The organism is Thioalkalivibrio sp. ALE11, from assembly GCF_000381205.1.
Taxonomy (GTDB): Bacteria; Pseudomonadota; Gammaproteobacteria; order Ectothiorhodospirales; family Ectothiorhodospiraceae; genus Thioalkalivibrio.
This window is the reverse complement of record NZ_KB906167.1, coordinates 191,104-214,094: the sequence shown is the minus strand read 5'-3', so window position 1 is coordinate 214,094 and position 22,991 is coordinate 191,104. Positions and strand designations below refer to the sequence as shown.

Genomic DNA, 22,991 nt, shown 5'->3' with positions numbered 1-22,991 from the left:
AACGTCACCATGTCGGACCTGCAGAACACCATCGAAACCGCCTTCGAGCGCCGCACCGAGATCAGCCCGCGCAACGTCGAGACCAGCGTGCGCGACGCCGTGAACGAGGCGCTGGACATGCTCGACAGCGGCCGTGCCCGCGTCGCCGAGAAGAAGGATGGCGAGTGGGTGGTCAACGAATGGCTGAAGAAGGCCGTGCTGCTGTCCTTCCGCATCTCGGAGAACGAGTTCATCAAGGGCGGCTTCACCAACTACTACGACAAGGTCGCGTCCAAATACGCCGACACCTCCAGCCGCGACTTCCGCGAAGGCGGCGTACGCGTGGTGCCGCCGGCCACCGCCCGTCACGGCAGCTACATCGGCCCCAACGTGGTGCTGATGCCCTCCTACGTGAACATCGGCGCCTATGTGGACGAAGGCACCATGGTCGATACCTGGGCGACGGTCGGCTCCTGCGCGCAGATCGGCAAGAACGTGCACCTGTCCGGCGGCGTCGGCATCGGTGGCGTGCTGGAACCGCTGCAGGCCAACCCGACCATCATCGAGGACAACTGCTTCATCGGCGCACGTTCCGAAGTGGTCGAAGGCATGATCGTCGAGGAAGGCGCGGTGATCTCCATGGGTGTCTACCTCGGCCAGTCGACCCGCATCTACGACCGCGAGAACGACGAGATCATCCGCGGCCGTGTTCCCGCCGGTGCCGTGGTCGTCCCCGGCACCCTGCCGGCGGAGAACGGCAAGTACTCGCTGTACTGCGCGGTCATCGTCAAGCGCGTCGACGAGCAGACAAAGGCCAAGGTCGGCATCAACGAACTGCTGCGCGATGTCTGAAGTCGTCCTCCACGGCATCGCCAACTGCGACACCGTGCGGCGGGCACGCCGGGCGCTGGAGGCGGCCGGCGTGGACTATCGCTTCGTGGATTTCCGCAAGGACGGGCTGGATCCCGAACGGCTGCGGGAATGGGCCATGGAGCTGGGCTGGGAGGCCCTGATCAACCGCCGCGGCGCGACCTGGCGCCAGCTGCCGAAGGAACAGCGCGAGGCCCTCGACGAGGACAGCGCACTGGCCCTGATGCTGGAGAAACCGACCCTGATCCGCCGTCCGGTGATCGAACATGCCGGCCGCGTGAGGCTGGGCTGGGGCCCGGAGAACGCCCGGGCCCTGGGGGCGGAGTAGCGGCCCGTCAGCCCTGCTGTCGGTAGCCGGCGACCTCCTGCTGCAGCTGCTGGGCGAGGGCCTCCAGGGCCTCCACCGCCTGCTGCATGTCGGTTGCGCCGTCGGCACTCTGCGCCGCCAGATCGTTGATGTGGTGCACGTTGCGGTTGATCTCCTCGGCGACCTGGCTCTGCTGCTCGGTGGCGCTGGCCACCTGCCGGGTCATGTCGTCGATGGTGCTCACCGACTGGTCGATGGCATCCAGTGAACTGCGGGCCTCGTCGGCCTTGCCGACGCTGGATTCGGCCTGCTGCTGACTGGCATCCATGGCCTCCACGGCGCGCCCGGCGGCGCCCTGCAGGCGCTCGATGATCCCGCGGATCTCGCCGGTGGAGTCGTTGGTGCGCTGCGCCAGGTGCCGGACCTCGTCCGCCACCACCGCAAAGCCCCGTCCGGCCTCCCCGGCCCGCGCCGCCTCGATCGCGGCGTTCAGCGCCAGCAGGTTGGTCTTGTCGGCGATCTCCTCGATCACCTGCAGGATGGTGCCGATGTTGTCGCTGTCGCCCTTGAGATCGTCGATCACATCGCGCGAACGGTTGATCTCCCCGGCCAGGGCATTGATGGTCTCCTGCGTGGTGGTCACCACATCGCGCCCCCCATGCACCGCCTGAGTCGCCTGATCGGCCTGCTCCGCGGTGCTCTGGGTGTTGTTCGCGACCTCCTGCACGGTGGCCGACATCTGGTTCATCGCGGTGACCACCTGCTCCACGTCGCTGCGCTGCTCACCGGTCGCCCGGCTCAGTTCCGCACTGCGGCCTTCCAGCTGACGCGCCGACGCGGCGATGCCGTCGGCGGCGTCCGCCACCTGGCCGATCAGGGCGGACAGCCGTTCCATCACCTGGTTGAACGCACTGCCGGTGCGGCCGATCTCGTCGCGCGTGGCGATATCCACGCGATACCCCAGATCCGCCGAACCGCTGCCTACCGCCTCCAGGCCGGTGGCCAGGCGCTCCAGCGGCCGGGTCAGCACCCCGGCGTAGATCCAGCCAATGGCCAGGGCGACCAGGAAGGCCACCACCCAGAGCCCCCACAACAGCCACCACAGCGTGTTCACCGGGGCGTACAACTCGCCCAGGGTCTGGTCGACGATCAGGCCCCAGTGGACGTCATACTCCTGCGCCACCTCCGGCAACATCACGGTCAGACCCCATTTGCGGTCCCCGTCGCCACTGAGGAACTCCCCGCCCGGGTCGCCTTCGCGGTGGTGTACCGGCGACTCCATGATGGCGTAGTCGCTCATGTCATAGCCGAAGCGGCCCATGTCGCGGTGCCCGATCAGCCGTCCGTCGCCATTGAACAGCGTGACCCGGCCGGTCTCGCCGATCGTGACCCGATCGGAGACTTCGCGGATCACGTCCATCGGCAGCTGGGCCGCCAGCACCCGACCGTCGTTCAGGGACTCCAGGTAGGTGATAAAGCGCCCGTCGGCCGTATCCGCCTCGACGTCCACATCCAGCAGACGTTCACCGGCCCGCGCCGCGGCAAGGATTTCGTCGCGGGTACCCTCGCTGCCAACCCCCGGAAGCTCGCCCGCATCACCGGTTTCCGCCAGAACCTCGCCGTCTTCATCCAGCAGGCCGGCCCAGCGGAAGCCGGAATATTCCTCGCGCATGCCCTCCAGCGCGGCCTGTGCATCGGCCGGATCGTCGATATCCGCCCGGGCCACGCTGCGCAGGGCCCGACCATGATCCAGCACCCGCCGGTCGACTGCCGCCTGCACCTGCTCGCCGACATTCACCAGCGTCTGTTCCAGGCTGGATTGCAGCTGGCCCTTCATGCTGTGGAAGGTCACCCCGCCCATGATGGACAGCGGGATGGTGCTGACCGCGATCACCAGCAGGATCAGTTTGAGGCGCAGGCCCTTTATCTTCATCGTCATCCTCCGGTTCCTGATCCCTTTGACGGCCAATCTCCAGCCGCCTTGAGGCCCACGAAAAAACGCACCCCGGGAGGTGCGTTTCGTGTACTGCTTCACATTTCTTCGGGAGCGGACGGAAGACGCTCGCCCCGCATGCCCCGGTGCCGCGCCGCGACACCGGGAAAACCGTGTCAGCGGCGCCCGGAGGCGGCCTGACCGCGGCCCCGGCCTTCGGTGCCGCGGCCCTGCCCCTGACGCGGACCACCGCCGCCGCGTCCGGAACGGTTGCCGGCGCCATTTCCGTTGCCCTTGCCACGGGGAGCACCACTGCCCTTGCCACGGCCGCGGCGGGGGCGGTCATCCGCCACCGGCTGCGGCGCCGCGTAGCCGTCGGTCTCCATCCGCTCGATCGGACGCTGAATCAGCTTCTCGATCCCGGCCAGCAGCTTCAGCTCGTCGCCGCCGACCAGCGACAGCGCCGAACCTTCACAGCCGGCACGACCGGTGCGGCCGATGCGGTGGACGTAGTCCTCCGGCACGTTGGGCAGCTCGAAATTGACCACCTGCGGCAGCTGGTCGATGTCCAGCCCGCGCGCGGCGATGTCGGTGGCCACCAGCACCGGCACGCGGCCGGACTTGAACTGTTCCAGCGCCCGGGTGCGGGCGTTCTGGCTCTTGTTGCCATGGATCGCCGCCGACTGAACGCCGTCCTTGGTGAGCTTGTCCGCCAGGCGGTCGGCGCCGTGCTTGGTGCGGGTAAACACCAGCACCTGTTCCCAGTCGTTGCTGCGGATCAGATGGCTCAGCAGATCCCGCTTCTGATGGCTTTCCACCAGGTGGACCTTCTGCTCCACGCTCTCCGAGGCGGTGTTGCGCGCCGCGACTTCCACGCAGGCCGGGTCGGTCAGCAGGCCATCGGCCAGCTTGCGGATGTCATTGGAGAAGGTGGCCGAGAACATCAGGTTCTGGCGCTTCTTCGGCAGCATCGCGATCAGCTTGCGGATGTCGCGGATGAAGCCCATGTCGAGCATGCGATCCGCCTCGTCCAGCACCAGGATCTCCACCCCGGACAGGTCGATCGTCTTCTGGTTCGCGTGATCCAGCAGGCGCCCGGGCGTGGCCACCACCACGTCCATGCGGCTGCGCAGCGCGCGGATCTGCGGATTCATGCCCACCCCGCCGAAGATGGTCATGGAGCGTTGCTCCAGATGCTGGCCGTAGGTCTTCACCGAATCGTGAACCTGGGAAGCCAGCTCCCGCGTCGGGGTCAGCACCAGGGCGCGCGGACGGCCGTTGCCGGCGCGCGCCGGCGGATTTTCCGCGAGCTTCTGCAGGATCGGCAGGGTGAAGCCGGCGGTCTTGCCGGTTCCGGTCTGGGCCGCGGCCAGCAGGTCACGACCGGCCAGCACTTCAGGGATCGCCCCGGCCTGGATCGGCGTTGGATGGGTGTAGCCGGCGGCGGAAAGCGCGCGCAGCAGGGGTTCGGCCAGATTCAGGCCGGCAAAAGTCGGTTGGTCAGACATGAGTGCTCCAGCGCAACCCGCCGCTCAACGCTCGGCCAAGGGGCACCCATCGGGGAAGACGACATCGGGGGGATCGAAACGATCAAGTGAACGGACGCTGACGGGCGAGGCGTTCGGTAATCCGCCACCATACGGCCTTCCCGGCCCCATTACAAGCCAGCGCGGGCTGGTTCAGTCACGGCAGGGGCACTGCTCGGCCGGCACCGGAGGGGACCACAGATACCCCTGCCCCTCGCGGCACCCGACCCGCAGCAGGAAATCCCGCTGCGCCTCGGTCTCGATGCCCTCGGCCAGCACCTCCAGATCCAGGGTTCGCGCCAGTGCGATGATGGCGCGGATGATGTCCTCGCTGGAACCGGAACGGCCGATTTCCCGCACCAGCGACTGATCCAGCTTGAGCCGGTCCAGCGGCATGCGGTGGAGCAGCGCCAGGTTGGAATAGCCGGTGCCGAAATCGTCCATCGCCAGCGCCACGCCCAGGGCCTTGAGCCGGCCCAGCTCGGCCATCGCGGCCTCCGGACTGGTCATCAGCATGGTCTCGGTGACCTCCAGCTCCAGCCGATGGGGCTGGAGGCCATGACGCTCCAGCGCCTCGCGCACCACCGGCGTCAGCTCGCCGCCCTCCAGCTCCATCACCGACAGGTTGACGGCCATGCGCGGCACGTGGCTTCCCTCGGCATCGCGCGTGGCCAGATGCGCACAGGCCCGGTCCAGTACCCAGCGGTCGATCGCTCCGATCAGCCCGGTCTCTTCGGCCAGAGGGATGAATTCGCCGGGCGAGAGCCTTCCCCGCTCCGGATGTTCCCAGCGCACCAGGGCCTCGACCCCGGTCAGAACGAACGGATCCAGACCGTATTGCGGCTGCAGGAACAGTTCGAATTCCTCGCGCACCAGGGCCTCGCGCAGGTCGTGCTCCAGCAGCGTGCGTCGCGAAGTCCGCTCCCCCAGCCCGGTGACATAGACCTCCCAGCGATCCCCCCCACCACGCCGCGCCTCGTCCAGCGCCAGTTCCGCGGCCGTGAACAGCTCCTAGGTGGTCGCGCCATCACGGGGAAATTCGGCGCAGCCCGCGCTGACCGTGATCCGCAGTGCACGCCCGGCCAGCTCGAAGGGCCGGCGCAGCTCGGCCAGCAGACCATTCAGCCATTCTTCCCGCGCCGCGCCCGCGGCCGGGGCTTCCAGCAACAGACCGAATTCGTCGGGCCCGGAGCGCGCCACCGTATCCTGCGCCGCCACATACTGCGACAGCCGCTGCGCCACGCCGAGCAGCAGCTGATCCCCCAGCGCCGTGCCAAGGGTCTCGTTCAGCCCCTTGAACCGGTCCAGATCCAGCAGCACCAGCAACCGGGTCGCACCGTCCAGGCCCATCGCCAGTTCGATGCTGTGCCCGATACGGTCATGCAGCAGGGCCCGGTTGGGCAGACCGGTCCGGGTGTCGTAATGGCTCAGCAGCCGCAACTGCTCGCGCTGCTCGAAGGTCTGGGTCAGATCGGTCCAGCTGCCGATGATCTCCTCGCGTGCCTCCCCGCGCCCGTTGTGCACAGGGACCCGCTGCATTTCGTCGCGCACGCGTCGCACCCGCCCCTGTGCATCGAACAACCGGTACTCGACCACTGCATGCCCCTGTTCCCGCGCCTGTTCGCGCGCCCGCCGGGCCAGCGTGCGGTCCTCCGCGTGGACATGCTCGCGCCACCAGTCGGGTTGCAGGGCCTCTTCCGGCGAACACCCGAACAGCGACGCAAGATTGCCGCTGACCCAGGTCAGGTCGCGCGTATCGGGAGGCAGCGAATAAATGACCACCGGGGAGCTGTCCAGCAGGTGCCGGAAACGCCGGCTTGCGCGCTCCAGCTCGCGCGTGCGCCGCTGCACCTGCCAGCGCAGGGTCAGCACCAGCCCCCCGAGGGCCACCGCCACGCCCGCGAAGACACCCATCACCGGCAGGGCCCAGGCCGGTAACACACCCCGCACCTCGGGGCTCAGCGTTTCCGCCATGGCACGGTGATAGGGCGAATCGGGCGTACCCTTCCAGGTCGCCAGATGGCCGTCCACGGCCTCCAGGACGGCCGGATCCAGCGTGGGCGAGGCGGCGAAATAAAGTCCGGTATGGTCGAAGGACAGCGGCGTTTCGAACAGACCATGCCGGGCCGCGTGCCGTCCGCCGTGGAAATTGTTGCTCACTGCAAGATCCGCGGTCCCCTCGTCCACCGCTGCCAGCACCCCGTCCAGGGATTCGCGCCGCACCAGACGTGCCCCCTCTTCCGCCGACGACAGCCAGTCCTCGTGCACCGAGTCCTCGAGCACCGCCACCCGCCGCTCCGCCAGATCCTCCAGCGAGCGCACCGACACGTCGCGCGGGGCGTACACCTGGCTCCATGACTGCGCCACCGGCACCTCGTGGAAACGAAACCGCTGCTCGCGCTCCCCGGTCAGGGCCACATCCGGCATCAGATCCAGTTCGCCCTGCTCCAGCTGCGCCAGGCATTCGGCCCACTGGCAGTCCCGATACTCCAGGCGCCACCCCTCGCGTTCGGCCAGGGCCTCCAGCAGCACCGGGAACAGCCCGACCGGCTGCCCCCGGGCATCGGTGTAGATCTTGGGCTCGTTCTCGTACAGCCCGACATGCAGCACGGTCCGCTCGTCCTGCGGCACGTCGACGCCGCATCCCGCAAGCACAAAAAAGCCCGCGACCACCCATGCGACCGCGGGCCTTCTCCGGATCCGTTCCCTGGCGTCCCCTTCTGTCCCTTCTGTGGGCATGCGGGCCTCCGGCCTTCCACCGTTCAACCCGTCTTATCCTACACCCGAAAGCGCTCCACACGCTGGCGCAATTCGGAAGCCAGTCGCGAAAGCTGCTCGCTGGCCGTCGCCACCTGGCTGGAAGCATTGAGGCTCTCGTCCGCGACCGTGCTGATGTTCTGCACATTGCGGTTGATCTCCTCGGAGACGGTGCTCTGCTCCTCGGCGGCGCTGGCGATCTGGGTGGTCATCTCGTCGATGGTGCGGATCGACTGACTGAGCTGCTCCAGGCGATCGCGCACGCCGTGGACCTCGTCCACCACGCCGCGGGCACTGTTTTCATTGGTTTCCATCGCCCCCACGGCGGTCTTCACACCCTTCTGCAGGCCAGTAATGATCGACCCGATGCGTTCGGTGGATTCGTGGGTACGACCGGCCAGCACGCGCACCTCGTCGGCCACCACCGCGAAACCCCGCCCGGCCTCGCCGGCCCGCGCCGCCTCGATCGCCGCGTTCAGGGCCAGCAGATTGGTCTGCTCGGTGATCTCCTGAATCATGTTCAGGATCTGGCCGATCTCCTCGCTCTTCTCGGCCACCTCGCGCACCGCATCCGCCGAGGAATGGATCTCGGACGACAGGCGATCCACCGCATCGGCGGTCTGGCGCGTGGTCGCGTTGGCCTCGGTCGCCGCCTGATCGCCGGCCCCCGCCGCATCCGCCGCCGATTGCGTATTGCTGGCCACCTCGGCCACCGTCGCCGACATCTCGTTCATCGCGGTGGCGACCTGATCGGTCTCCTCCTTCTGGCTGGCCACGCCGTTGCGGGTCTGCTCGGCCACCGCAGCCAGCTGGTCGGTCGCCGAGGCCACCTGCTCGCCTGAGTCCACCACCTGTCGGACCAGGCTCTGCATGTCGTTCTCCATGGTGTTGAAGGCCTCGGTGGCTACGCCGATCTCGTCACACCCCTTGACCGGCAGCGGATCGCCGCGCAGGTCGCCGTCCGCCATCTCCACCGCTCGCGCCCGCAGGGCATCGATCGCACGCACCAGGTAACCGGCCAGCAGCACCGCCATCAACACCCCGGCGAGAATGGCCACCCCGGAGGTGCCGATCATGATGCCCGCCGCACGCACCTGAGCACTGCGGGCCGCCTCGGTCATCGCCTCGCTTTCCGCGGTCAGTACCCGCTGCATGTTCTGCAGACCTTCTTCCATGGACTCCAGATGGGCCAGGGTCTGGCGGCTGTAGGTCGCCTCGGCCTCGCGGTCATCGCCGTCACGTACCGCATCGGTGACCGCGTGCGCGCTGGCATGCAGGTTGTAATGCGGCTGTTCCAGGCGGTCGAAGGCCCGCTGAAACTCCGGGCTGGCCATCTCGTAGGCCTCGGAATCCTGGAAATCGTAGTACCACTGGCCGAAGTTGCACTGGGTATGATCCAGCTCGCCGGTGAACTCGCTGCCCGTCAGCAAGGATTGCGACAGATCCAGCGCCCATTGGACATGCTGGCTTTCCATCTGGATCTGGAACTGCACGTCCTCCATGCGATCCATCGCGGCTTCATACTGCGCCGTGGTGTAGCGATCACCGGTGAGGCTGGTGAAGGCCATGGCCAGCATCAGCAGCAGGACCACGCCAAAGGCGAGCCCCAGTTTGGTGCGCAGCTTGAGATTGGCGAGCCATTGCATGGTATCCCCCCGTTGGTCGACTGACCGGAATCCGGCCGGCCCCGAGTTTTGTGAGTTATTTAACGCCCCGGAAACTTGAAACTTAAATGAAATAATGAGGGGACGTCTTCCAAGACCTCGCACCATACTGGGGCATGGTCCCGATGCAGGGGGTCCACGGCGCGCTGCGGGGTCCGGTATCCTGCATGGCTACCCGTGATCGGACGGTTCGAACGCTCCATGCTGCGAAGCCGCATCTACGACAGCCTGATCCTGCGCATGACCGCGCGCTGGTACGCCGCGGTTCTGGAGCGCGTGCCGCCGCGGGTGGCCCTGCTGGACGTCGGGATCGGTACCGCCGGCGCACTGCTGGCGAACGCCGATGCCGTCACCCGCAAGGAGCTCGCGATCACGGGGATCGACATCGACCCGGACTACGTCGAACGCGCGCAGCAGCGGCTGGCGGCATCGCCTGTGTCCGCCCGGGTCACGGTGCACCGGCAATCGGTCTACGAGCACACCGGCGGCCCCTACGACGCGGTGTATTTCTCCGCCAGTTTCATGCTGCTGCCGGATCCCGGGGCGGCCCTGCGCCACTGTGCCGGCCTGCTGCGCCCCGGCGGCCGGATCTACTTCACCCAGACCATCCAGCAGCGCCCGTCACCGATGCTGGAGCGTCTCAAGCCCGCCCTGCGCAGGCTTACCAGCATCGACTTCGGCCGCGTCACCTACGAGGAAGACTTTCGCGCCCAGCTGGATGCCGCCGGTCTGTACATCGAGGAATGGACCGTGATCCAACGCCACGGGGCACGCGCCGCCTGCCTGGCCGTCGCATCGCCGAAGTAGTGTTAGCCTGTGTCCATGCTGAACGCACGACTTTTCCGGATCCCGCTTCTGTTGTGCGGGCTGCTGCCCGGTCTGGCCTTCGCCGGGACCCTGCAGTTTGCCCCGCTGCCGATGCAGGATCCGGAAACGGTGATGCGCGAGACGCAGCCGATGCTCGAGTACCTGAGCCAGGAACTGGAGGTCGATTTCGAGATCCGCTACGCCACGGACTACGACGAGATCCTCGAACGTTTCCACAACGGCACGGTGGACCTGGCCTATCTGGGTCCCCTGCCCTATGTCTCGCTGCGCGCCCGCTACCCCGAGGCCACACCGGTGGTGGCCTTCCGCGAACCCGGAGGTGAGGCGCAGTACACCTGCTCGGTGGTGATGTTCGCCGACGAGCGCCGCCCGCTGGACGATCTGACCGACCAGCCGGTGGCACTGACCCAGCCCCTGTCCACCTGCGGCTATCTGGCCACCGCGCACCTGCTGCGCGACGGCGGCACCCGGCTCGCGGCCACCGACTACCGCTACCTCGGCCACCACGACGACGTGGCCCTGGCCGTCGTGCGCGGCGAGGCCCTCGCCGGGGGACTGAAAACACACATCGCGCGCAATTATGCGCACCTGGGCCTGGTGACGGTGGCCGAGAGCGAACCGCTGCCCGGCTTCGCTCTGGTCGCCAATCGCGATACCGTCAGCGACGCACGGCTGCAGGAACTGCGCGAGGCGCTGGTTCGTCTGCGGCCCGCAGAATCGGCCCGGGACGCCGAACGTATGGCCGAATGGGGCGAAAGCCTGCGCTACGGCGCGCAGGCGGTCGACGATGAGGATTACGCGGCGGTACGGCGGCTGCACGGCGAGGTCGCGATTCCCGAGCTCGGACTCCCCGACCTGACGGCCCCCGCACCATGACCCTGGATCGCCGCGTCATCTGGCTGCTGGCCGCGGCGGCCTGGGTGCTCGTCCTGCTGTTTTTGTATCTGAACTGGCAGGACAAGGCAGGCATGCACGAACAGCGCCAGACCGCGACGCTCGACACCGCCTACCAGGCCGCGGTCAACAGTTTTGACCTCGCCGCGCAGGCGTACTTCCGCGAAGCGGTCAATCGCACCGAGGTCGTGGAACTGCTGCGCGCGGGCCAGCAGGCCGAGGACGAGGCGGAGCGCGCCCGCCTGCGCGGGCGGCTGTATCGCACCCTGTGGCCAACCTATGACCGCCTGCGCGAAGGCGAACTGCGGCAACTGCATTTCCACACCGCCGGGGGAATCAGCTTTCTGCGCTTTTTCTCGCCGGAATACCACGGTGATGACCTGTACGCGACGCGACCACTGATCCGCGAAGTTCACCGCACCCGGGAACCGGCGGCCGGGTTCGAGACCGGGCGCTCGCTGTCCGGTTTTCGCTATGTCTATCCGCTGCACGACGGGGACGAATTCGTCGGCAGCGTGGAGTTCAGCATCCCGTTTCGCTACGTCCGCGAGATGATGAACGAGCTGGACGAAACCCGGGAGTTCCAGCTGATCCTGCGGCGCAACGCAGTGGAGGACAAGGTGCCGCCGGGTTTCCTCTCGCTGTACGAGACCTCCTGCCTGCACCCGGATTACGTCATCGAGGACACCAGTCTGGTGTTTCCCGACTCGCCCCGGCCGCCGTCGGAAGAGATCCGTGCGATCAGCCAGCAGCTGGCCGATGACCCGCGCACCGCCGAGGCGATCGATGCGGGGGCGCGAGGGGTGCTCTCCGTCGGGCTGGAGGGCGCGACCTGGGCGGCCAATCTGCTGCCGATCACCGATCCGGCCGGGGACCGCGTGGCCTATGTGGTCGCCTACACCCCGGACCCGCTGACCGGCGTGTTCCGGCGCGAATTCGCCGCCGCCGCGCTGGGCGCCACGCTGCTGATCGGCCTGGCCCTGCTCCTGCTGCTGCGGCTGGTGACTTCCCGTGAACGTCTGCGCAACCAGCGCGCCTACCAGCAGGCCATCACCAACACCATGGCCGAGGGCCTGTACGCCCAGGATGAGGCGGGCCGCATCACCTTCATCAACCCCGCGGCCAGCGAGATCCTGGGCTATCGGCCGGAGGACCTGCTGGGCAAGGACGCCCACACCCGGTTCCATCGTCACGCGGGCAACCTGTACCCCGATGAGCGCGACTGCCCCATCCGCCAGCGCGTGACCACGGGGCAGGTTTTCGAGGGCGAGGAAACCTTCCGCCATCAGGATGGCCGCCTGATCCCGGTGGAGGTCTCCAGCCGGCCGCTGTACCAGGAAGGGGTCCGGACCGGCGCGGTCACCCTGTTCCGCGACATCAGCGAACACAAGCGGGCGCGGGAACGCCAGAAACTCGCCGCCAGCGTGTTCACCAGCGCCAACGAGGCGATCATCATCACCGACCCGCAGTCCCGGATCCTGATGGTCAACGAGGCCTTCACCCGGCTGACCGGGTACACACCGGAAGAGGTCGAGGGTCACAACCCGTCGATCCTCGGTTCCGGACGCCAGGACGCAGCGTTCTATCGCCGGATGTGGCAGGACCTGCGGGAAAACGACTACTGGCACGGCGAACTGTGGAACCGGCGCAAGAACGGCGAGCTCTACCTGCAGCTGGGCACCATCAGCGCGGTACGCGACGAACACGGAGAGCTGCTGCACTACGTGGGCCTGTTCTCCGACATCACCGAACGCCGGGAATACCAGGAGAGGCTCGAATTCCTCGCGCATTACGACCCGCTGACCGAACTCCCGAACCGGGTCCTGCTGCTCGACCGTCTGCGCCAGGCCATGCAGCTCGCCACGCGCGAAAGCCGCCGGGTGTGCGTGGCGTACCTGGACCTGGACGACTTCAAGGACATCAACGAGCAATTGGGACACGCGACCGGTGACCGGATGCTGCTGGAACTCGCCCGGCGGCTGGAGGCCGGTCGCCGCGAGGGCGACACCGTGGCCCGGCTGGCCGGCGACGAATTCGTCCTGGTCCTGGTCAACCTCGACAGCGACGAGCAGTGCCGCGCCCTGATCGACGAGCTGCTGCGCACGCTGCAGCGGCCGATGCGGATCGACGGGCAGAACCTGAGCTGCAATGCCAGCATCGGCGTGACCACCTATCCGCAGGCCGACGAGGACGTGGACGGCGAACAGTTGCTGCGTCAGGCCGACCAGGCCCTTTACCAGGCCAAGCTGCAGGGCAAGAACCGGCCGTACTTCTTCGACGCCGCCGGGGATCGTCGCCTGCGCGATCGCCACGAGACCCTCGAACGGCTGAAGCTCGCGCTGGAACGCGAGGAGTTCGTGCTGTTCTACCAGCCCAAGGTGAACCTGCGTACCCGAGAGGTCATGGGCGCGGAGGCCCTGATCCGCTGGCAACATCCCGAACGCGGACTGCTGCCCCCGGGCGCCTTCCTCGACGACCTGCTGGAACAGCCGCTGGAAGTGGATGTCAGCCGCTGGGTCATGGAACAGGCCCTCACGCAGGTCAGTGCCTGGCAGGCAGGCGGCATCCACCTGCCGGTCAGCGTGAACGTCCCCGCGCTGCACCTGCAGGAACCGGATTTCGCCGAGCAGATCGCCGGGCTGCTCGGACGCTTCCCCGACCTGCCCGCCAACCGCCTGGAACTGGAGATCCTCGAATCCAGCGCCCTCGCCAGCCTCGCCCACGTCTCGCGCGTGATCGAACGCTGCGCCACGCTGGGCGTGCAGTTCTCGCTGGACGACTTCGGCACCGGCTACTCGTCGCTTTCCTACCTCAAGCGCATCCCGGTGCAGGTGGTCAAGATCGACCGCAGCTTTGTCGGCGACATGCTCGAGGACCCCGACGACCTCGCCCTGCTGGAAGGCATCATCCAGCTCGCCCAGGTGTTCCAGCGACAGATCATCGCCGAAGGCATGGAAACCCCCGAGCAGGGCGAGCGCCTGCGGGAACTCGGCTGCGAGGTCGTCCAGGGCTACGGCATCGCACGCCCGATGCCCGCCGCAGAGATTCCCCAATGGCTGGCCCAGTGGCAGGCGGGATGAACGCCCTGTTCGCGTTCCTCGCGCCGTTTCGCGGGCTGGCGCGCGTGTTCGACCCGGGCCTGCGCGGCCTGGTCATCGGGCCCTTGCTGATCAACATCGCGGTCATCATCGGGGTCGGTATCGCCGCCGGATTCGGCTTCGAGATCCTGCTGGACACCTGGCTGCCGGCCGGCTGGGACTGGCTCGCCTGGCTGCTCTGGCCGCTGTTCGTGCTGACCCTGCTGGTGGGCTTCGGGGTCTCCGCGGTGGCCCTGGCCGCCATCATCGCCAGCCCTTTCTCCGGACCGCTGGCCTACCGCACCGCCCGGGGCCTCGGCCACGAACCGCGCCAGTCCGCGCGCTCGCTGGCGGGCGAGATGGGCCACGCCACGGCCACCGCCCTGCGCAAGTTCGGCTATTACGCGCTGCTGTTCATCCCGGTGCTGCTGATTACCGTGATACCCGGCCTCAACCTGCTGGCCTCGCTCGCCTGGTTCGTGTTCGGCAGCTGGGTCCTCGCGGTGGAGTTCCAGGAGCCGCCGCAGGCCAACGACGGGTTCACCTTTGCCGAGATCCGCAAGGGTCTGGGCCGGCGCCGTCCGGAGACCCTCGCGTTCGGCGCCGGCACGACGGTCCTGGCGATGGTGCCGGTGGTCAACCTGCTGCTGGTCCCGGCGGCAGTGATCGGCGCCACCCACCTGTGGGTGCGCCAGCAGCCGCGAGGCTGAGGGGACGGGACAGGGTCAGGACGCGTTGCACGTCGGGGAGGTCTTCCTGCCGCTCACCGTTCCAGCCTTTCGGTCAGACGGCGGAATTCCTCGCGGATCTTGTCGTTGCGGAATTCCGCGGTTTCCGGGACCTGCAGCTCGGACAGGGTCTCGAAGGTGTCCAGGCCATCGCGGATCAGATCCGCCACGTTGGCGCTGAGCTGCACGGTCCGGTAGGTATTGACCGCTACCTGCTTCTCGTAACGGCTGATCTCCAGCGCCTCGGCCACCTGTTCGCGCTGGCCGGTCACCACCTCCAGGTACAGGTCGATCGCCTGTCGGGTCAGCTCGTTGGCCGCGATATTGGACTCCAGGCTGTCCCGGTGCCCGCCCTCGCGGATCAGTTCCCGCGATTCGGCGATGATCTCGTCGGCCTCTTCGCGGTAGGCCTCCAGGCGCGGCACGATCTCCTCGTCCACCCGTTCGACAAAGCGCTCCTGCATGGTCACCACCAGCCGATGCAGGATCACCACCATGCCGTAGTAACGACCGGCCACATTGAGATTTTCCCCGCTCTCGCGGGTGAGCTCCTCGAGACGCTGCGTCAGCGTGCGGATGCTGCGAAACACCACCGCCATGGACACCACGTCGTCGCCGATCGCCGAGCTCATCCACAGCTCCAGCTGATCCGGCGGCATGGACAGCCCCACACCCTCCAGCGCCGCGGCCATCTCGCCCTTGAGCGTCTCCAGTTCCTCCTCGTAGGCGGCGATGTTGCGTTCGCGCGCCTCGATCAGCCGGTCGAAGTCACCGCGCGTGCGGGCGGTCATCTCGCGCAGGGTCTCAGTGGGCGTGAACCGAGCGAGCGTGCTGGCATCCGTATCCGGCGCGAACATCCGCTCCTCGCGCAGATCGGCCCGACGTTCCTGCTCGGTCATGATCCGGTCTTCCAACTCCCGGTACTGGCGACGCATGGACACGATCTCGGGCACGTCCATGACCTCCAGCGCGTCATCGATCAGGTCGTCGATGTCCTCCCGGGCGCTCTGCTGATCGCGCCGCAGCCAGCGGCTTTCCGGCAGCTCGGTCAGCTCGTCGAAGTGCCGGCTCGCTTCGCCCAGCAATTCCACCGCCCGATGCTGGTCGAACGACAGCGCGTCCTCCTCGCCGTCATCCTCCTCCACCACCTCCTCGACAGCGACCCCGTCGAGCTCCGCCGGATCCTCGCGGTCCGAGGCCGCCACCGGGGCGCAGACCAGCGCCAGGCCCGCGAACACCGCCAGTACTTGCCACTTCATCGCATGCCCTCCAACACTCGGGGTCCATCATGCCACAGGCCCGCACGGCGCCGGGCACCCCTCCAAATGAAGGCGCATCGACAGCTCCACCCTGCAGGGCGAACCCACGGGTGAAACAAAACTCCTGGAGGTGGAGGGGCGCGATGCCCTGGTTCTGCACTGGAACGAGGACGCCATGGAGCACCCTTCGAGTTCGACGACGACAAGATCGTCGAACACGGACCATACACCCAGCTGGAACTGCCCTGAACCGAGGGACGGGCCCGCGGCCGCTCAGCTGCGGGCGTTCGCGACGGTGTCCCCGCCCTGGTCCCCGTCCTGCACGTAACGGTTCCGGCCCCGGGCCTTGGCCTGATAGAGCAGATCGTCGGCGCGGCTGATCGCCTCCGAGTAGCCCCGTTCGGGGTCCACCCGCGACACGCCGATACTGGCCGTCACGGGCTCCACGCCCATGTCGTCCAGCGGGCCCATGTTCCGCAGGGCCTCGAGGATGCGGCGACATACGTTCGCCGCATCCTCCGGATCGGACTCGGGAAACAGCAGCAGGAATTCCTCGCCACCCCAGCGGCCAAAGATGTCGCTGGCGCGCAGCTCGTCGCGGATGGTCTCCGCCACCCGGCTCAGCACCCGATCGCCGACATCGTGGCCAAAACGGTCGTTCACCCGCTTGAACCGGTCGAGGTCGACCAAGGCCAGGCTCAGCGGACGCCCCCCGCGCCGCGCGCGCTCCACCTCCTCGCGCAGACGCTCGTTGAGATAATGGCGGTTGCCCACCCCGGTAAGCTGGTCGGTGAGCGCTGCCTCCTGCAGGCTCTCGCTCAGCTCCCGCATGCTTTCATGGTAGCGATCCGAGATCCGTACCAGCTTCTCCAGCCGACGCAGGTGACGATCGTAGCTGGCCAGCAGGGACTCGTGCTGGTCCCGCGCCACGCCCTGAAATCCGTCCGAGATCCGGATCAGGCGTTCCATGCGTTCATGCTGATGGGTGGAGAGTTCGAGCAATTGCGCCAGTGGCTGGCGCAGGGGATTATCCCGGTGCGCCGGATCTTCGAGCAGTCGGGCCACCTCCTCGATCAGCGCGGACTCGGCCGCGGCCGGATCCGGGCGATACGACATCAGGCCGGCTCCTCCGCGGTGATCTCGAAGGGAAAGCTGCAGTCCTCCTGAAACTCCCCCGCGAGATCCGCGACCCGCCGGTTGCGGGGATCGTAGTACCAGACCACCGACACCTCCGCGCCGGAGCCATGGGCCTCCTCCAGCATGTCGAAGATGTCGAGCATCGCCCGCACCGAGCTGGTGTTGAGGTAGATCAGGCGCAGTTCCAGACGCAGCTTCCGATCCCTGTCGAGCTGCCGCTGCACCCATTCGATCACCGGGCTGAAGAACTCGTAGGAGTTCTCGGGATACGAATCTCCTGACATCTGCAACACGCCGTCGTCGCCATCAGTGACGATCGACGGCGTGGACTGGGTCTTTGCAATCTCGAGATCCGTCATCTGGTCTTCCCGTGCTTCTTCGTCAATCATCGCCACGCGGTCCGACGACCGCCCTCAGGCTGAAGAAGGCCTGACCCCCTTCATCGTTTTTCAGTTCCGCCACCAGCGGCGCGCTGGCCCGCCGCGCCATGTCGATCAGCCCCAGACCGGCACCGCTGGCACCGGCCTCGTCCCGCGGCGCACGCAGCTGCTTCTTGTAGGCGGCCTTGAGTTCGGCCGCGTCCATCGCGGCCAGTTCCCGAACCTGGGCCGTCAGGACTTCACCATCGGCGGGCTCGACCCGGTTGCCGGCCTCGATCACGTAACGTCCCGACTCGTCGGTCCCGATCACCACGGTGGCTGCGGCGTCGGTCTCGCCGTAACCCTGGCGGGTGGCGTAGTGGCGGATATTCTGGGTCATCTCGATGTAGATGGCGAAGACATCGGTGACCGCGTCGGCCTCGATCCGCTCCGCCTCCATGTAGTTCTTCAGGGCGTTGCCGATCTCTTCGATCAGGCTACGTGAAATCGGACCGTTGAAACAGAGAAGGATGCGCTGAGTCTGAAAGTGCTGACGCAGGCCATAGAGGTCGAACTGGTTCATCCAGGGTTCTCCGCTTCATTCCACACGAAAGGCAAGCACGGTGATGTCATCGCGCTGCTGGTACTCGCCCTGATACTCGCTCAGGGCCGCCTCGATAGCCCGGGCCTGCTCCGCCATCGGCAGACCCGCATGCCGCTGCAATAGTTCAGCGAACCGCTCGTTGCCGAAACCGAAGCCCAGCTCCCCGCCGGCCTGGTCCAGATATCCGTCGGTCACCATGTACCAGGTACGGCCAGGCGCGGTGACCACCTCCTGATCCTCGTATTCGCCCTTGCGCCGGTCACACAGCGCACGACGGCCGCCACCCAGCTCCTCCACCGCGTCGCCATCGCTCCAGTACAGTCCGATGCGCGCTCCGGCGAAGCGCAGCCGTCCCTCGCGGGGTTCCACCAGCACCAGCCCGGCGTCCAGATTCGTGGCGACCGAAGACGGCATCTCCGACTGGCGCACCATCTCCCGCAGCACGTCATCGGCATGGTGGAGCAGCCCCGCCGGCGAGTCGAGCCCCCGGCGGTTCATCGCGTCGTCGAACGCCGCGCGGGCCAGCATGGTCATCAACGCCCCCGGGACCCCGTGACCCGCGCAGTCCACCACCCCGATCAGGTAGCGCCCCTCCTCGGCCCGGAACAGATAGAAATCGCCGCCCACGCCGTCGCGCGGGTGCCACAATACGAAATGATCCTGTCCCAGCGTGTTGCGCAGCTGACTGTCCGGCAGCAGCGCGCGCTGGATCAGCCCGGCGTAGTCGATGGAATCGTTGATCTTCTTCTGGGTCGCCGCCATCGCCCGGTTCGCATCCTCCAGCTCCCGGGTGCGCTGACTAACCTTGTCCTCCAGCTCCTCGGTGTGATGGCGGATCTGCGTGGCCATCGAGTCGAATGCACGTGTAAGGTCGCCCACCTCGTCGCGCCCCGGCGAGGGCAGCGACACCGCGTAGTCCCCGTCCGCCATTGCCCGGGCCGAATGGCTCAGCTGACGCAGCGGCCGCAGGATCACGCGGTCGACCCCGTAGGCGAATGCCAGCATCAGCACGCCCAGGGTCAGCACCAGCGCCACGACCGCCAGCCGGAACCACGGGCCTTCGACCACCCGGGCGACCTGCAGGTCCACCGCACTCACCACGTGCCAGTCCAGCTCCTCGACGAAGGTGAGCGCAAGCAGGCGTTCCCCTTCTTCCAGCGACACCCGCTTCAGCTCGACCTCACCCGGCGCAGCCTCCGCCCGATCCATCGCCCCGCGCAGGGCCTCCTCCTGCTCGCCGCCCAGGCGGCGCGGCAATGTCTCGTCCAGGCCCGCCTCGCGCGCGGCCGAACCAAAGGCGATCTGCTCCGGATCGGGATGCGCCTGAATGGCCCCGGCGCGGTCCAGGATCATAGGCGTCACACCCGCCTCCGGAATGGACAGGAACTGTTCCAGGAACCGATCGAGATCCAGCCCGGTGCCGGCCAGCCCCAGGCGCTCACCCTCGTCATCCTCCACCAGCACGTTGATCCAGACCCGCGTGACTTCCAGTTCCTCATCCGGGTTCACGTTGATGTTGAACGACTCTTCCTGCGCCATCGTGGCGAAGAACCAGTCGTCATCGGGGTTGTCCGGATCGAGGGTGTAGCGGGCCGACTCGCTGTAGTCGGTATCGCCGTCGTTGGTGTAGTAGCGCCGGCTGTCCGCCGAGATGAGGAAGTAATTGCCGTCGCGGAAGTCGTCCTTGTAGCGCTGTGCCTCGCGGAAGAAGCGCTCCCGGAGCTCGCCGTCGTCCTCGTCGCGCAGCCAGTCCTCGGCCAGCACCGAATCCGCGAGCCGCCTGGACAGCGCCAGCTCGCGCGACACCGGCGCCAGGATGTTCTGCGCGTTCAGCTGCGTGATGTTGACCGCGTATGCCTCGCCGAAATGCCCGCGGACGTTATCCACCACCTGCCAGCCCAGCAGGCTCAGCGGCAGCAGGGCCACCAGACAGGCAAGCACCAGCGCCAGAACGGATTTTGCGCGCAGCCCGTAGCCCCAGTCCGCCATATTTCTCCCGCCGCGGCCCGTCGCACCGCACACATCCATCTGTGACCCGGGTCAAAGTATCCAACCGGCACGCGCCACGGTCAAACCGCCTCGGCACCGATTCATGCAGGCCGCAAGCACTCCGCCTGCATGATGCCGCTCCCGAACCCGCACATTGATCAGCGTCGCCTCAAGGCATTCTGGTGAACGGGCGATCACATCCGGGACACGTTACGCGCCAGCCAGCGGTCCAGGGCATTGCCGAAGGCCTGACGGTCGCGCGGGCCCAGTGCCGCCGGCCCGCCGGTGTCGACCCCGCTGGAGCGCAGGGTGTCCATGAAGTCGCGCATGCTCAGGCGCTCGCGGATATTGTCGCGGGTATAGAGCTCGCCCCGCGGGTTGAGCGCCTCGCCGCCCTTTTCGATCACCTCGGCCGCCAGCGGGATATCCGCGGTGATCACCAGATCACCCGCCTCGAGCCGCCGCACGATCTCGTTATCCGCCACGTCGAAGCCACTGCCCACCCGGATCGAGTCGATCAGCTTCGACGGCGGCGTGCGCACCGGCTGATTGGCCACCAGGGTCATCGCCACCCCGGTGCGCTTCGCGGCCCGGAACAGGATCTCCTTGATGACCACCGGACAGGCGTCCGCGTCCACCCAGATCTTCATGCCGATGCCCCCGCATGCCCCGACACCCGACGGACGGGCGCGCCGGACCCGCGGTCGGGCACTGACCCCTTTCTCATGGTTCCCTCTCGGCAGTTCGGACGGCTCAGTCCGGATCGATTCCCAGGTCCGCGGCCACCGCAAGCCAGTAGGGCTCGGCCTCGCAGGAGCAACAGTCGCACCAGACCTCCACGCCTTCGTGCATGCTCGGGCTCCGGACGGCGGCCGTCGGCGTGCCCTCGTCGCCGGTCTCGCTGTCGCGCTCTTCCGCTCGCCTCGTCGGAGCCCCCGGATCCGGGGGAGCACCCGAACCCGACGTTGCGGGAATCCTCTGCATGACCATACCTCCCGTGCCGCCGGCACCCTTTGGTAACTTTTATGTATAGACCATCGCCCCGGCGGGCTGGTGTCCCGGCCCTGCACGTGATATCCGTGCGCTCGAGACACGATTCACGCCGCTACCGGAGCACCGCATGGGCATTGAAATCACCGGCATTCTGGGCCTTGTCTGGCTGCTGATCATCATCTGGGCGATTGTCCGGACCGCACAGAGTCCCGCCGGCCCGGTGGTGAAGGTCCTGTGGATCCTGATCCTGCTGTTCCTGCCCCTGCTGGGGCTGATCGCCTGGCTGCTGCTCGGACCGAAGTAGGCCTCCGCGCACCACGGTCCGCTCCGCGGGCGCGTGCTTCAGCCCAGTTCGTGCTCCAGCAGCGAGGCCAGGGCGTGCAGCATGGCCTGGCGACGAACCTCGTGGCGCTCGCCGTCGAAATGCCGCGTCTCGGTGCGCACGGCTCCGTCGCGCGCCTGCCAGCCGAAGCACACCATGCCCACCGGCTTGTCCGGCGAACCGCCGCCCGGCCCGGCGACGCCGGTGACCGACAGGGACAGGTCGGCGCCGCTGTGCGTCAGGCCGCCCGTGGCCATCGCGGCCGCCACCTCTTCGCTCACGGCGCCATGGGCCTCCAGCAACGCCGGGTCCACGCCCATCAGGCGGGTCTTGGCTGCGTTGCTGTAGGTCACCCAGCCACACTCGAACCAGGCCGAACTGCCGGGCACATCGGTCAGTGCCTGGGCAATCCCGCCCCCGGTGCAGGATTCCACCGTGGCCATGACCAGCCCGCGCGCAGTCATCCGCTCCCCCAGGTCATAGACCAGGGCCGACAGCCCGGTGACATCCGCCTTGCGCAATTCGGTCATGGTGTCGCGTCTCTCGTGGGTTCTTCTTCAAAGGCCACCGCGAGGCGCCATCGGCGCCGGCCCTCGCGGTCGGGATCCGCGCTGTCACAGCGCAGCACCCGTCCCCGCCGCTGCAGGTTCTCGATGCGCGGATCGGGGCTCGGCACCGTCACCATCACCACCACCCCGGCATCCACCTCGAAGCCGGTCATCAGCGCACAGCCGCCGGCGGCCAGGTCATGGATTTCCACTCGCGTGGTCTGCCCCGAACCGGTCCAGTACACCTCCCCGGTCACGCCCACGGGGATGCGACGATCCCGCCGCCGGTCCTCCTCGCCAAACATGTCTCCATCCTTGCCCCTGGGGATTCGGACTCCGAGTCTGACACATTCCGGTGCGCTTGCAGCAGGGGCTGCCCCGACGGGACGGAATGGCATACGATGGATCAACCACCTCCAGAAACACGCCCGCCATGCTTGCACGCCTGTTCCAGCCCGATCCGGTCCTTGATGTCGATACCCGCGAGTGGATCCGCGCGGTGTTTGCGTGGGTGGACCGTCAGCCAGCCGCCGACCGGCCCTTCGACCCGCCGACCCTGGTGCAGCCCATCCGCGAGCACTTCCCGGGCGAGGCGGACAGCCCGCACGGCATGGCCGAGCAGGTGTTCGCCAGCGTCCGTCGGCATGCGGGCCTGGAGCAGCGCGCGGCCCGCCTGGCCGAACCCGGAGGACTGGCACCGCAACCGGTCACCGCGCTGGGCGCGGCCAGCACCGGCGGCGAGCGCATCTTCCATTACGACCCGCAGCTGATCGGGAATCGTCAGGCCCTGGTCGGCACCTTCGCGCAGGAACTGGCGGCCTGGTGGGTGGAGGGCATCCGCGAACCCGCCCCGGCCGCCGAGGGCAATGCCGACGCCATTGCCGAGCTGGTGGCCACGCGCATGGGCTTCGGCATCTTTCTGGCCAACACCGCGTTCCGCGTGCGGGTCAACGGCTGCGGGGCGTGCAAGGGCCCGTCGGCCGATCGCGACGCCGACCTCGGCCGCGACGAACTCGCCTGGGCCCTGGCCCTGTTCTGCCGCGACCACGGCATCGCCCCGGCACGCGCCCGCGCGCATCTCGAATCGCCCCTGCGCACCACCTTCCGCAAGGCCTGGCGCTACACCGGGTCGCGCGAAGGCCGCGAAGAACGCCCCGCCGCCACCGCCTGACCGGACAAAAAAAGGCGGTGTCCGGGAACCCCCGGACACCGCCCGT

20 protein-coding genes and 1 pseudogene are annotated in these 22,991 nt (G+C 67.7%); 8 read left to right on the top strand and 13 right to left on the bottom strand.

All coding sequences use genetic code 11. The features are described from left to right. Positions 1–9 precede the first annotated feature (9 nt). Both dapD and F620_RS0106570 read left to right on the top strand, forming a co-directional pair. Positions 10–831, top strand: a complete 822-nt coding sequence (gene dapD, locus F620_RS0106575) for a 2,3,4,5-tetrahydropyridine-2,6-dicarboxylate N-succinyltransferase (protein WP_018870450.1) — start codon at positions 10–12, stop codon at positions 829–831. Continuing rightward, positions 824–1,177, top strand: coding sequence for an ArsC family reductase (locus F620_RS0106570; RefSeq protein WP_018870451.1), 354 nt, complete (start codon positions 824–826; stop codon positions 1,175–1,177). Before dapD ends, F620_RS0106570 begins: the two co-directional genes overlap by 8 nt. Before the next feature lie 7 nt (positions 1,178–1,184). On the opposite strand, the gene F620_RS15645 is transcribed toward F620_RS0106570, so the two are convergent. The 4 genes and pseudogenes from F620_RS15645 to F620_RS0106550 form a co-directional block, all read right to left on the bottom strand. Continuing rightward, positions 1,185–3,095 carry a methyl-accepting chemotaxis protein gene (locus tag F620_RS15645; RefSeq protein WP_026331338.1) on the bottom strand — a complete coding sequence of 637 codons (1,911 nt, stop codon included), beginning with the start codon at positions 3,093–3,095 and terminating at the stop codon, positions 1,185–1,187. Positions 3,096–3,265: 170 nt separating this feature from the next. Next, positions 3,266–4,597 carry a DEAD/DEAH box helicase gene (locus F620_RS0106560; RefSeq protein WP_019569926.1) on the bottom strand — a complete coding sequence of 444 codons (1,332 nt, stop codon included), beginning with the start codon at positions 4,595–4,597 and terminating at the stop codon, positions 3,266–3,268. Between the two features lie 171 nt (positions 4,598–4,768). Further along, positions 4,769–7,288 (bottom strand): annotated as a pseudogene (locus tag F620_RS14250) (EAL domain-containing protein). 104 nt (positions 7,289–7,392) lie between these two features. Further along, positions 7,393–9,018: a methyl-accepting chemotaxis protein gene (locus F620_RS0106550; RefSeq protein WP_019569923.1), complete on the bottom strand. Its 1,626-nt coding sequence runs from the start codon at positions 9,016–9,018 to the stop codon at positions 7,393–7,395. 219 nt (positions 9,019–9,237) lie between these two features. Between F620_RS0106550 and F620_RS0106545 the strand changes: the two genes are divergently transcribed. From F620_RS0106545 to cysZ, 4 genes are read left to right on the top strand one after another with little or no spacing between them, the layout of a single operon-like run. Then, on the top strand, positions 9,238–9,843 hold the full coding sequence (locus tag F620_RS0106545) for a bifunctional 2-polyprenyl-6-hydroxyphenol methylase/3-demethylubiquinol 3-O-methyltransferase UbiG (protein WP_026331337.1): 606 nt from the start codon (positions 9,238–9,240) through the stop codon (positions 9,841–9,843). 15 nt (positions 9,844–9,858) lie between these two features. After that, entirely contained in the window at positions 9,859–10,740 is an 882-nt protein-coding gene (locus tag F620_RS0106540) for a PhnD/SsuA/transferrin family substrate-binding protein (protein WP_019569921.1), read from the top strand. Continuing rightward, a complete protein-coding gene (locus F620_RS0106535) occupies positions 10,737–13,838 on the top strand; it encodes an EAL domain-containing protein (protein ID WP_019569920.1) in 3,102 nt (1,033 codons plus the stop codon). Before F620_RS0106540 ends, F620_RS0106535 begins: the two co-directional genes overlap by 4 nt. Then, positions 13,835–14,545 (top strand): sulfate transporter CysZ, encoded by a 711-nt coding sequence (gene cysZ, locus F620_RS0106530; protein ID WP_019569919.1) that lies wholly within the window; start codon positions 13,835–13,837, stop codon positions 14,543–14,545. The genes F620_RS0106535 and cysZ overlap by 4 nt, the downstream gene beginning before the upstream one ends. A gap of 53 nt (positions 14,546–14,598) precedes the next feature. Here cysZ and F620_RS0106525 read toward each other — a convergent pair whose 3' ends face one another. From F620_RS0106525 to F620_RS14245, 7 genes are all read right to left on the bottom strand, one after another. Beyond that, on the bottom strand, positions 14,599–15,822 hold the full coding sequence (locus F620_RS0106525) for a hypothetical protein (protein ID WP_019569918.1): 1,224 nt from the start codon (positions 15,820–15,822) through the stop codon (positions 14,599–14,601). A gap of 273 nt (positions 15,823–16,095) precedes the next feature. Then, entirely contained in the window at positions 16,096–16,938 is an 843-nt protein-coding gene (gene siaD / locus F620_RS0106520; protein WP_019569917.1) for a biofilm regulation diguanylate cyclase SiaD, read from the bottom strand. Next, positions 16,938–17,348 carry a biofilm regulation phosphoprotein SiaC gene (gene siaC / locus F620_RS0106515; RefSeq protein WP_304412444.1) on the bottom strand — a complete coding sequence of 137 codons (411 nt, stop codon included), beginning with the start codon at positions 17,346–17,348 and terminating at the stop codon, positions 16,938–16,940. Before siaC ends, siaD begins: the two co-directional genes overlap by 1 nt. After that, entirely contained in the window at positions 17,341–17,901 is a 561-nt protein-coding gene (gene siaB / locus F620_RS0106510) for a biofilm regulation protein kinase SiaB (protein WP_019569915.1), read from the bottom strand. The genes siaC and siaB overlap by 8 nt, the downstream gene beginning before the upstream one ends. 15 nt (positions 17,902–17,916) lie before the next feature. Then, a complete protein-coding gene (gene siaA, locus F620_RS0106505; protein ID WP_019569914.1) occupies positions 17,917–19,911 on the bottom strand; it encodes a biofilm regulation protein phosphatase SiaA in 1,995 nt (664 codons plus the stop codon). Positions 19,912–20,105: 194 nt separating this feature from the next. Continuing rightward, on the bottom strand, positions 20,106–20,561 hold the full coding sequence (locus F620_RS0106500; protein ID WP_019569913.1) for a YaiI/YqxD family protein: 456 nt from the start codon (positions 20,559–20,561) through the stop codon (positions 20,106–20,108). 103 nt (positions 20,562–20,664) lie between these two features. After that, positions 20,665–20,895 (bottom strand): hypothetical protein, encoded by a 231-nt coding sequence (locus F620_RS14245; RefSeq protein ID WP_019569912.1) that lies wholly within the window; start codon positions 20,893–20,895, stop codon positions 20,665–20,667. A 136-nt stretch (positions 20,896–21,031) separates the two neighbouring features. Between F620_RS14245 and F620_RS14775 the strand changes: the two genes are divergently transcribed. Then, a complete protein-coding gene (locus F620_RS14775; RefSeq protein ID WP_018870463.1) occupies positions 21,032–21,208 on the top strand; it encodes a PLDc N-terminal domain-containing protein in 177 nt (58 codons plus the stop codon). Between the two features lie 38 nt (positions 21,209–21,246). Here F620_RS14775 and F620_RS0106485 read toward each other — a convergent pair whose 3' ends face one another. Next, on the bottom strand, positions 21,247–21,756 hold the full coding sequence (locus tag F620_RS0106485) for a CinA family protein (RefSeq protein ID WP_019569911.1): 510 nt from the start codon (positions 21,754–21,756) through the stop codon (positions 21,247–21,249). Then, positions 21,753–22,079: a PilZ domain-containing protein gene (locus tag F620_RS0106480; RefSeq protein WP_019569910.1), complete on the bottom strand. Its 327-nt coding sequence runs from the start codon at positions 22,077–22,079 to the stop codon at positions 21,753–21,755. The genes F620_RS0106485 and F620_RS0106480 overlap by 4 nt, the downstream gene beginning before the upstream one ends. Positions 22,080–22,207: 128 nt before the next feature. On the opposite strand from F620_RS0106480, the gene F620_RS0106475 reads away from it, so the two are divergent. Continuing rightward, positions 22,208–22,945 carry a hypothetical protein gene (locus tag F620_RS0106475; protein ID WP_018945591.1) on the top strand — a complete coding sequence of 246 codons (738 nt, stop codon included), beginning with the start codon at positions 22,208–22,210 and terminating at the stop codon, positions 22,943–22,945. The last annotated feature ends 46 nt before the right edge of the window (positions 22,946–22,991 follow it).

Bases quoted from the DNA above. Each gene is read 5' to 3' on its own strand.
- dapD (WP_018870450.1), top strand. From the start codon at position 10: ATGTCGGACCTGCAGAACACCATCGAAACCGCCTTCGAGCGCCGCACC.
- F620_RS0106570 (WP_018870451.1), top strand. From the start codon at position 824: ATGTCTGAAGTCGTCCTCCACGGCATCGCCAACTGCGACACCGTGCGG.
- F620_RS15645 (WP_026331338.1), bottom strand. From the start codon at position 3,095: ATGACGATGAAGATAAAGGGCCTGCGCCTCAAACTGATCCTGCTGGTG.
- F620_RS0106560 (WP_019569926.1), bottom strand. From the start codon at position 4,597: ATGTCTGACCAACCGACTTTTGCCGGCCTGAATCTGGCCGAACCCCTG.
- F620_RS0106550 (WP_019569923.1), bottom strand. From the start codon at position 9,018: ATGCAATGGCTCGCCAATCTCAAGCTGCGCACCAAACTGGGGCTCGCC.
- F620_RS0106545 (WP_026331337.1), top strand. From the start codon at position 9,238: ATGCTGCGAAGCCGCATCTACGACAGCCTGATCCTGCGCATGACCGCG.
- F620_RS0106540 (WP_019569921.1), top strand. From the start codon at position 9,859: ATGCTGAACGCACGACTTTTCCGGATCCCGCTTCTGTTGTGCGGGCTG.
- F620_RS0106535 (WP_019569920.1), top strand. From the start codon at position 10,737: ATGACCCTGGATCGCCGCGTCATCTGGCTGCTGGCCGCGGCGGCCTGG.
- cysZ (WP_019569919.1), top strand. From the start codon at position 13,835: ATGAACGCCCTGTTCGCGTTCCTCGCGCCGTTTCGCGGGCTGGCGCGC.
- F620_RS0106525 (WP_019569918.1), bottom strand. From the start codon at position 15,822: ATGAAGTGGCAAGTACTGGCGGTGTTCGCGGGCCTGGCGCTGGTCTGC.
- siaD (WP_019569917.1), bottom strand. From the start codon at position 16,938: ATGTCGTATCGCCCGGATCCGGCCGCGGCCGAGTCCGCGCTGATCGAG.
- siaC (WP_304412444.1), bottom strand. From the start codon at position 17,348: ATGATTGACGAAGAAGCACGGGAAGACCAGATGACGGATCTCGAGATT.
- siaB (WP_019569915.1), bottom strand. From the start codon at position 17,901: ATGAACCAGTTCGACCTCTATGGCCTGCGTCAGCACTTTCAGACTCAG.
- siaA (WP_019569914.1), bottom strand. From the start codon at position 19,911: ATGGCGGACTGGGGCTACGGGCTGCGCGCAAAATCCGTTCTGGCGCTG.
- F620_RS0106500 (WP_019569913.1), bottom strand. From the start codon at position 20,561: ATGAAGATCTGGGTGGACGCGGACGCCTGTCCGGTGGTCATCAAGGAG.
- F620_RS14245 (WP_019569912.1), bottom strand. From the start codon at position 20,895: ATGCAGAGGATTCCCGCAACGTCGGGTTCGGGTGCTCCCCCGGATCCG.
- F620_RS14775 (WP_018870463.1), top strand. From the start codon at position 21,032: ATGGGCATTGAAATCACCGGCATTCTGGGCCTTGTCTGGCTGCTGATC.
- F620_RS0106485 (WP_019569911.1), bottom strand. From the start codon at position 21,756: ATGACCGAATTGCGCAAGGCGGATGTCACCGGGCTGTCGGCCCTGGTC.
- F620_RS0106480 (WP_019569910.1), bottom strand. From the start codon at position 22,079: ATGTTTGGCGAGGAGGACCGGCGGCGGGATCGTCGCATCCCCGTGGGC.
- F620_RS0106475 (WP_018945591.1), top strand. From the start codon at position 22,208: ATGCTTGCACGCCTGTTCCAGCCCGATCCGGTCCTTGATGTCGATACC.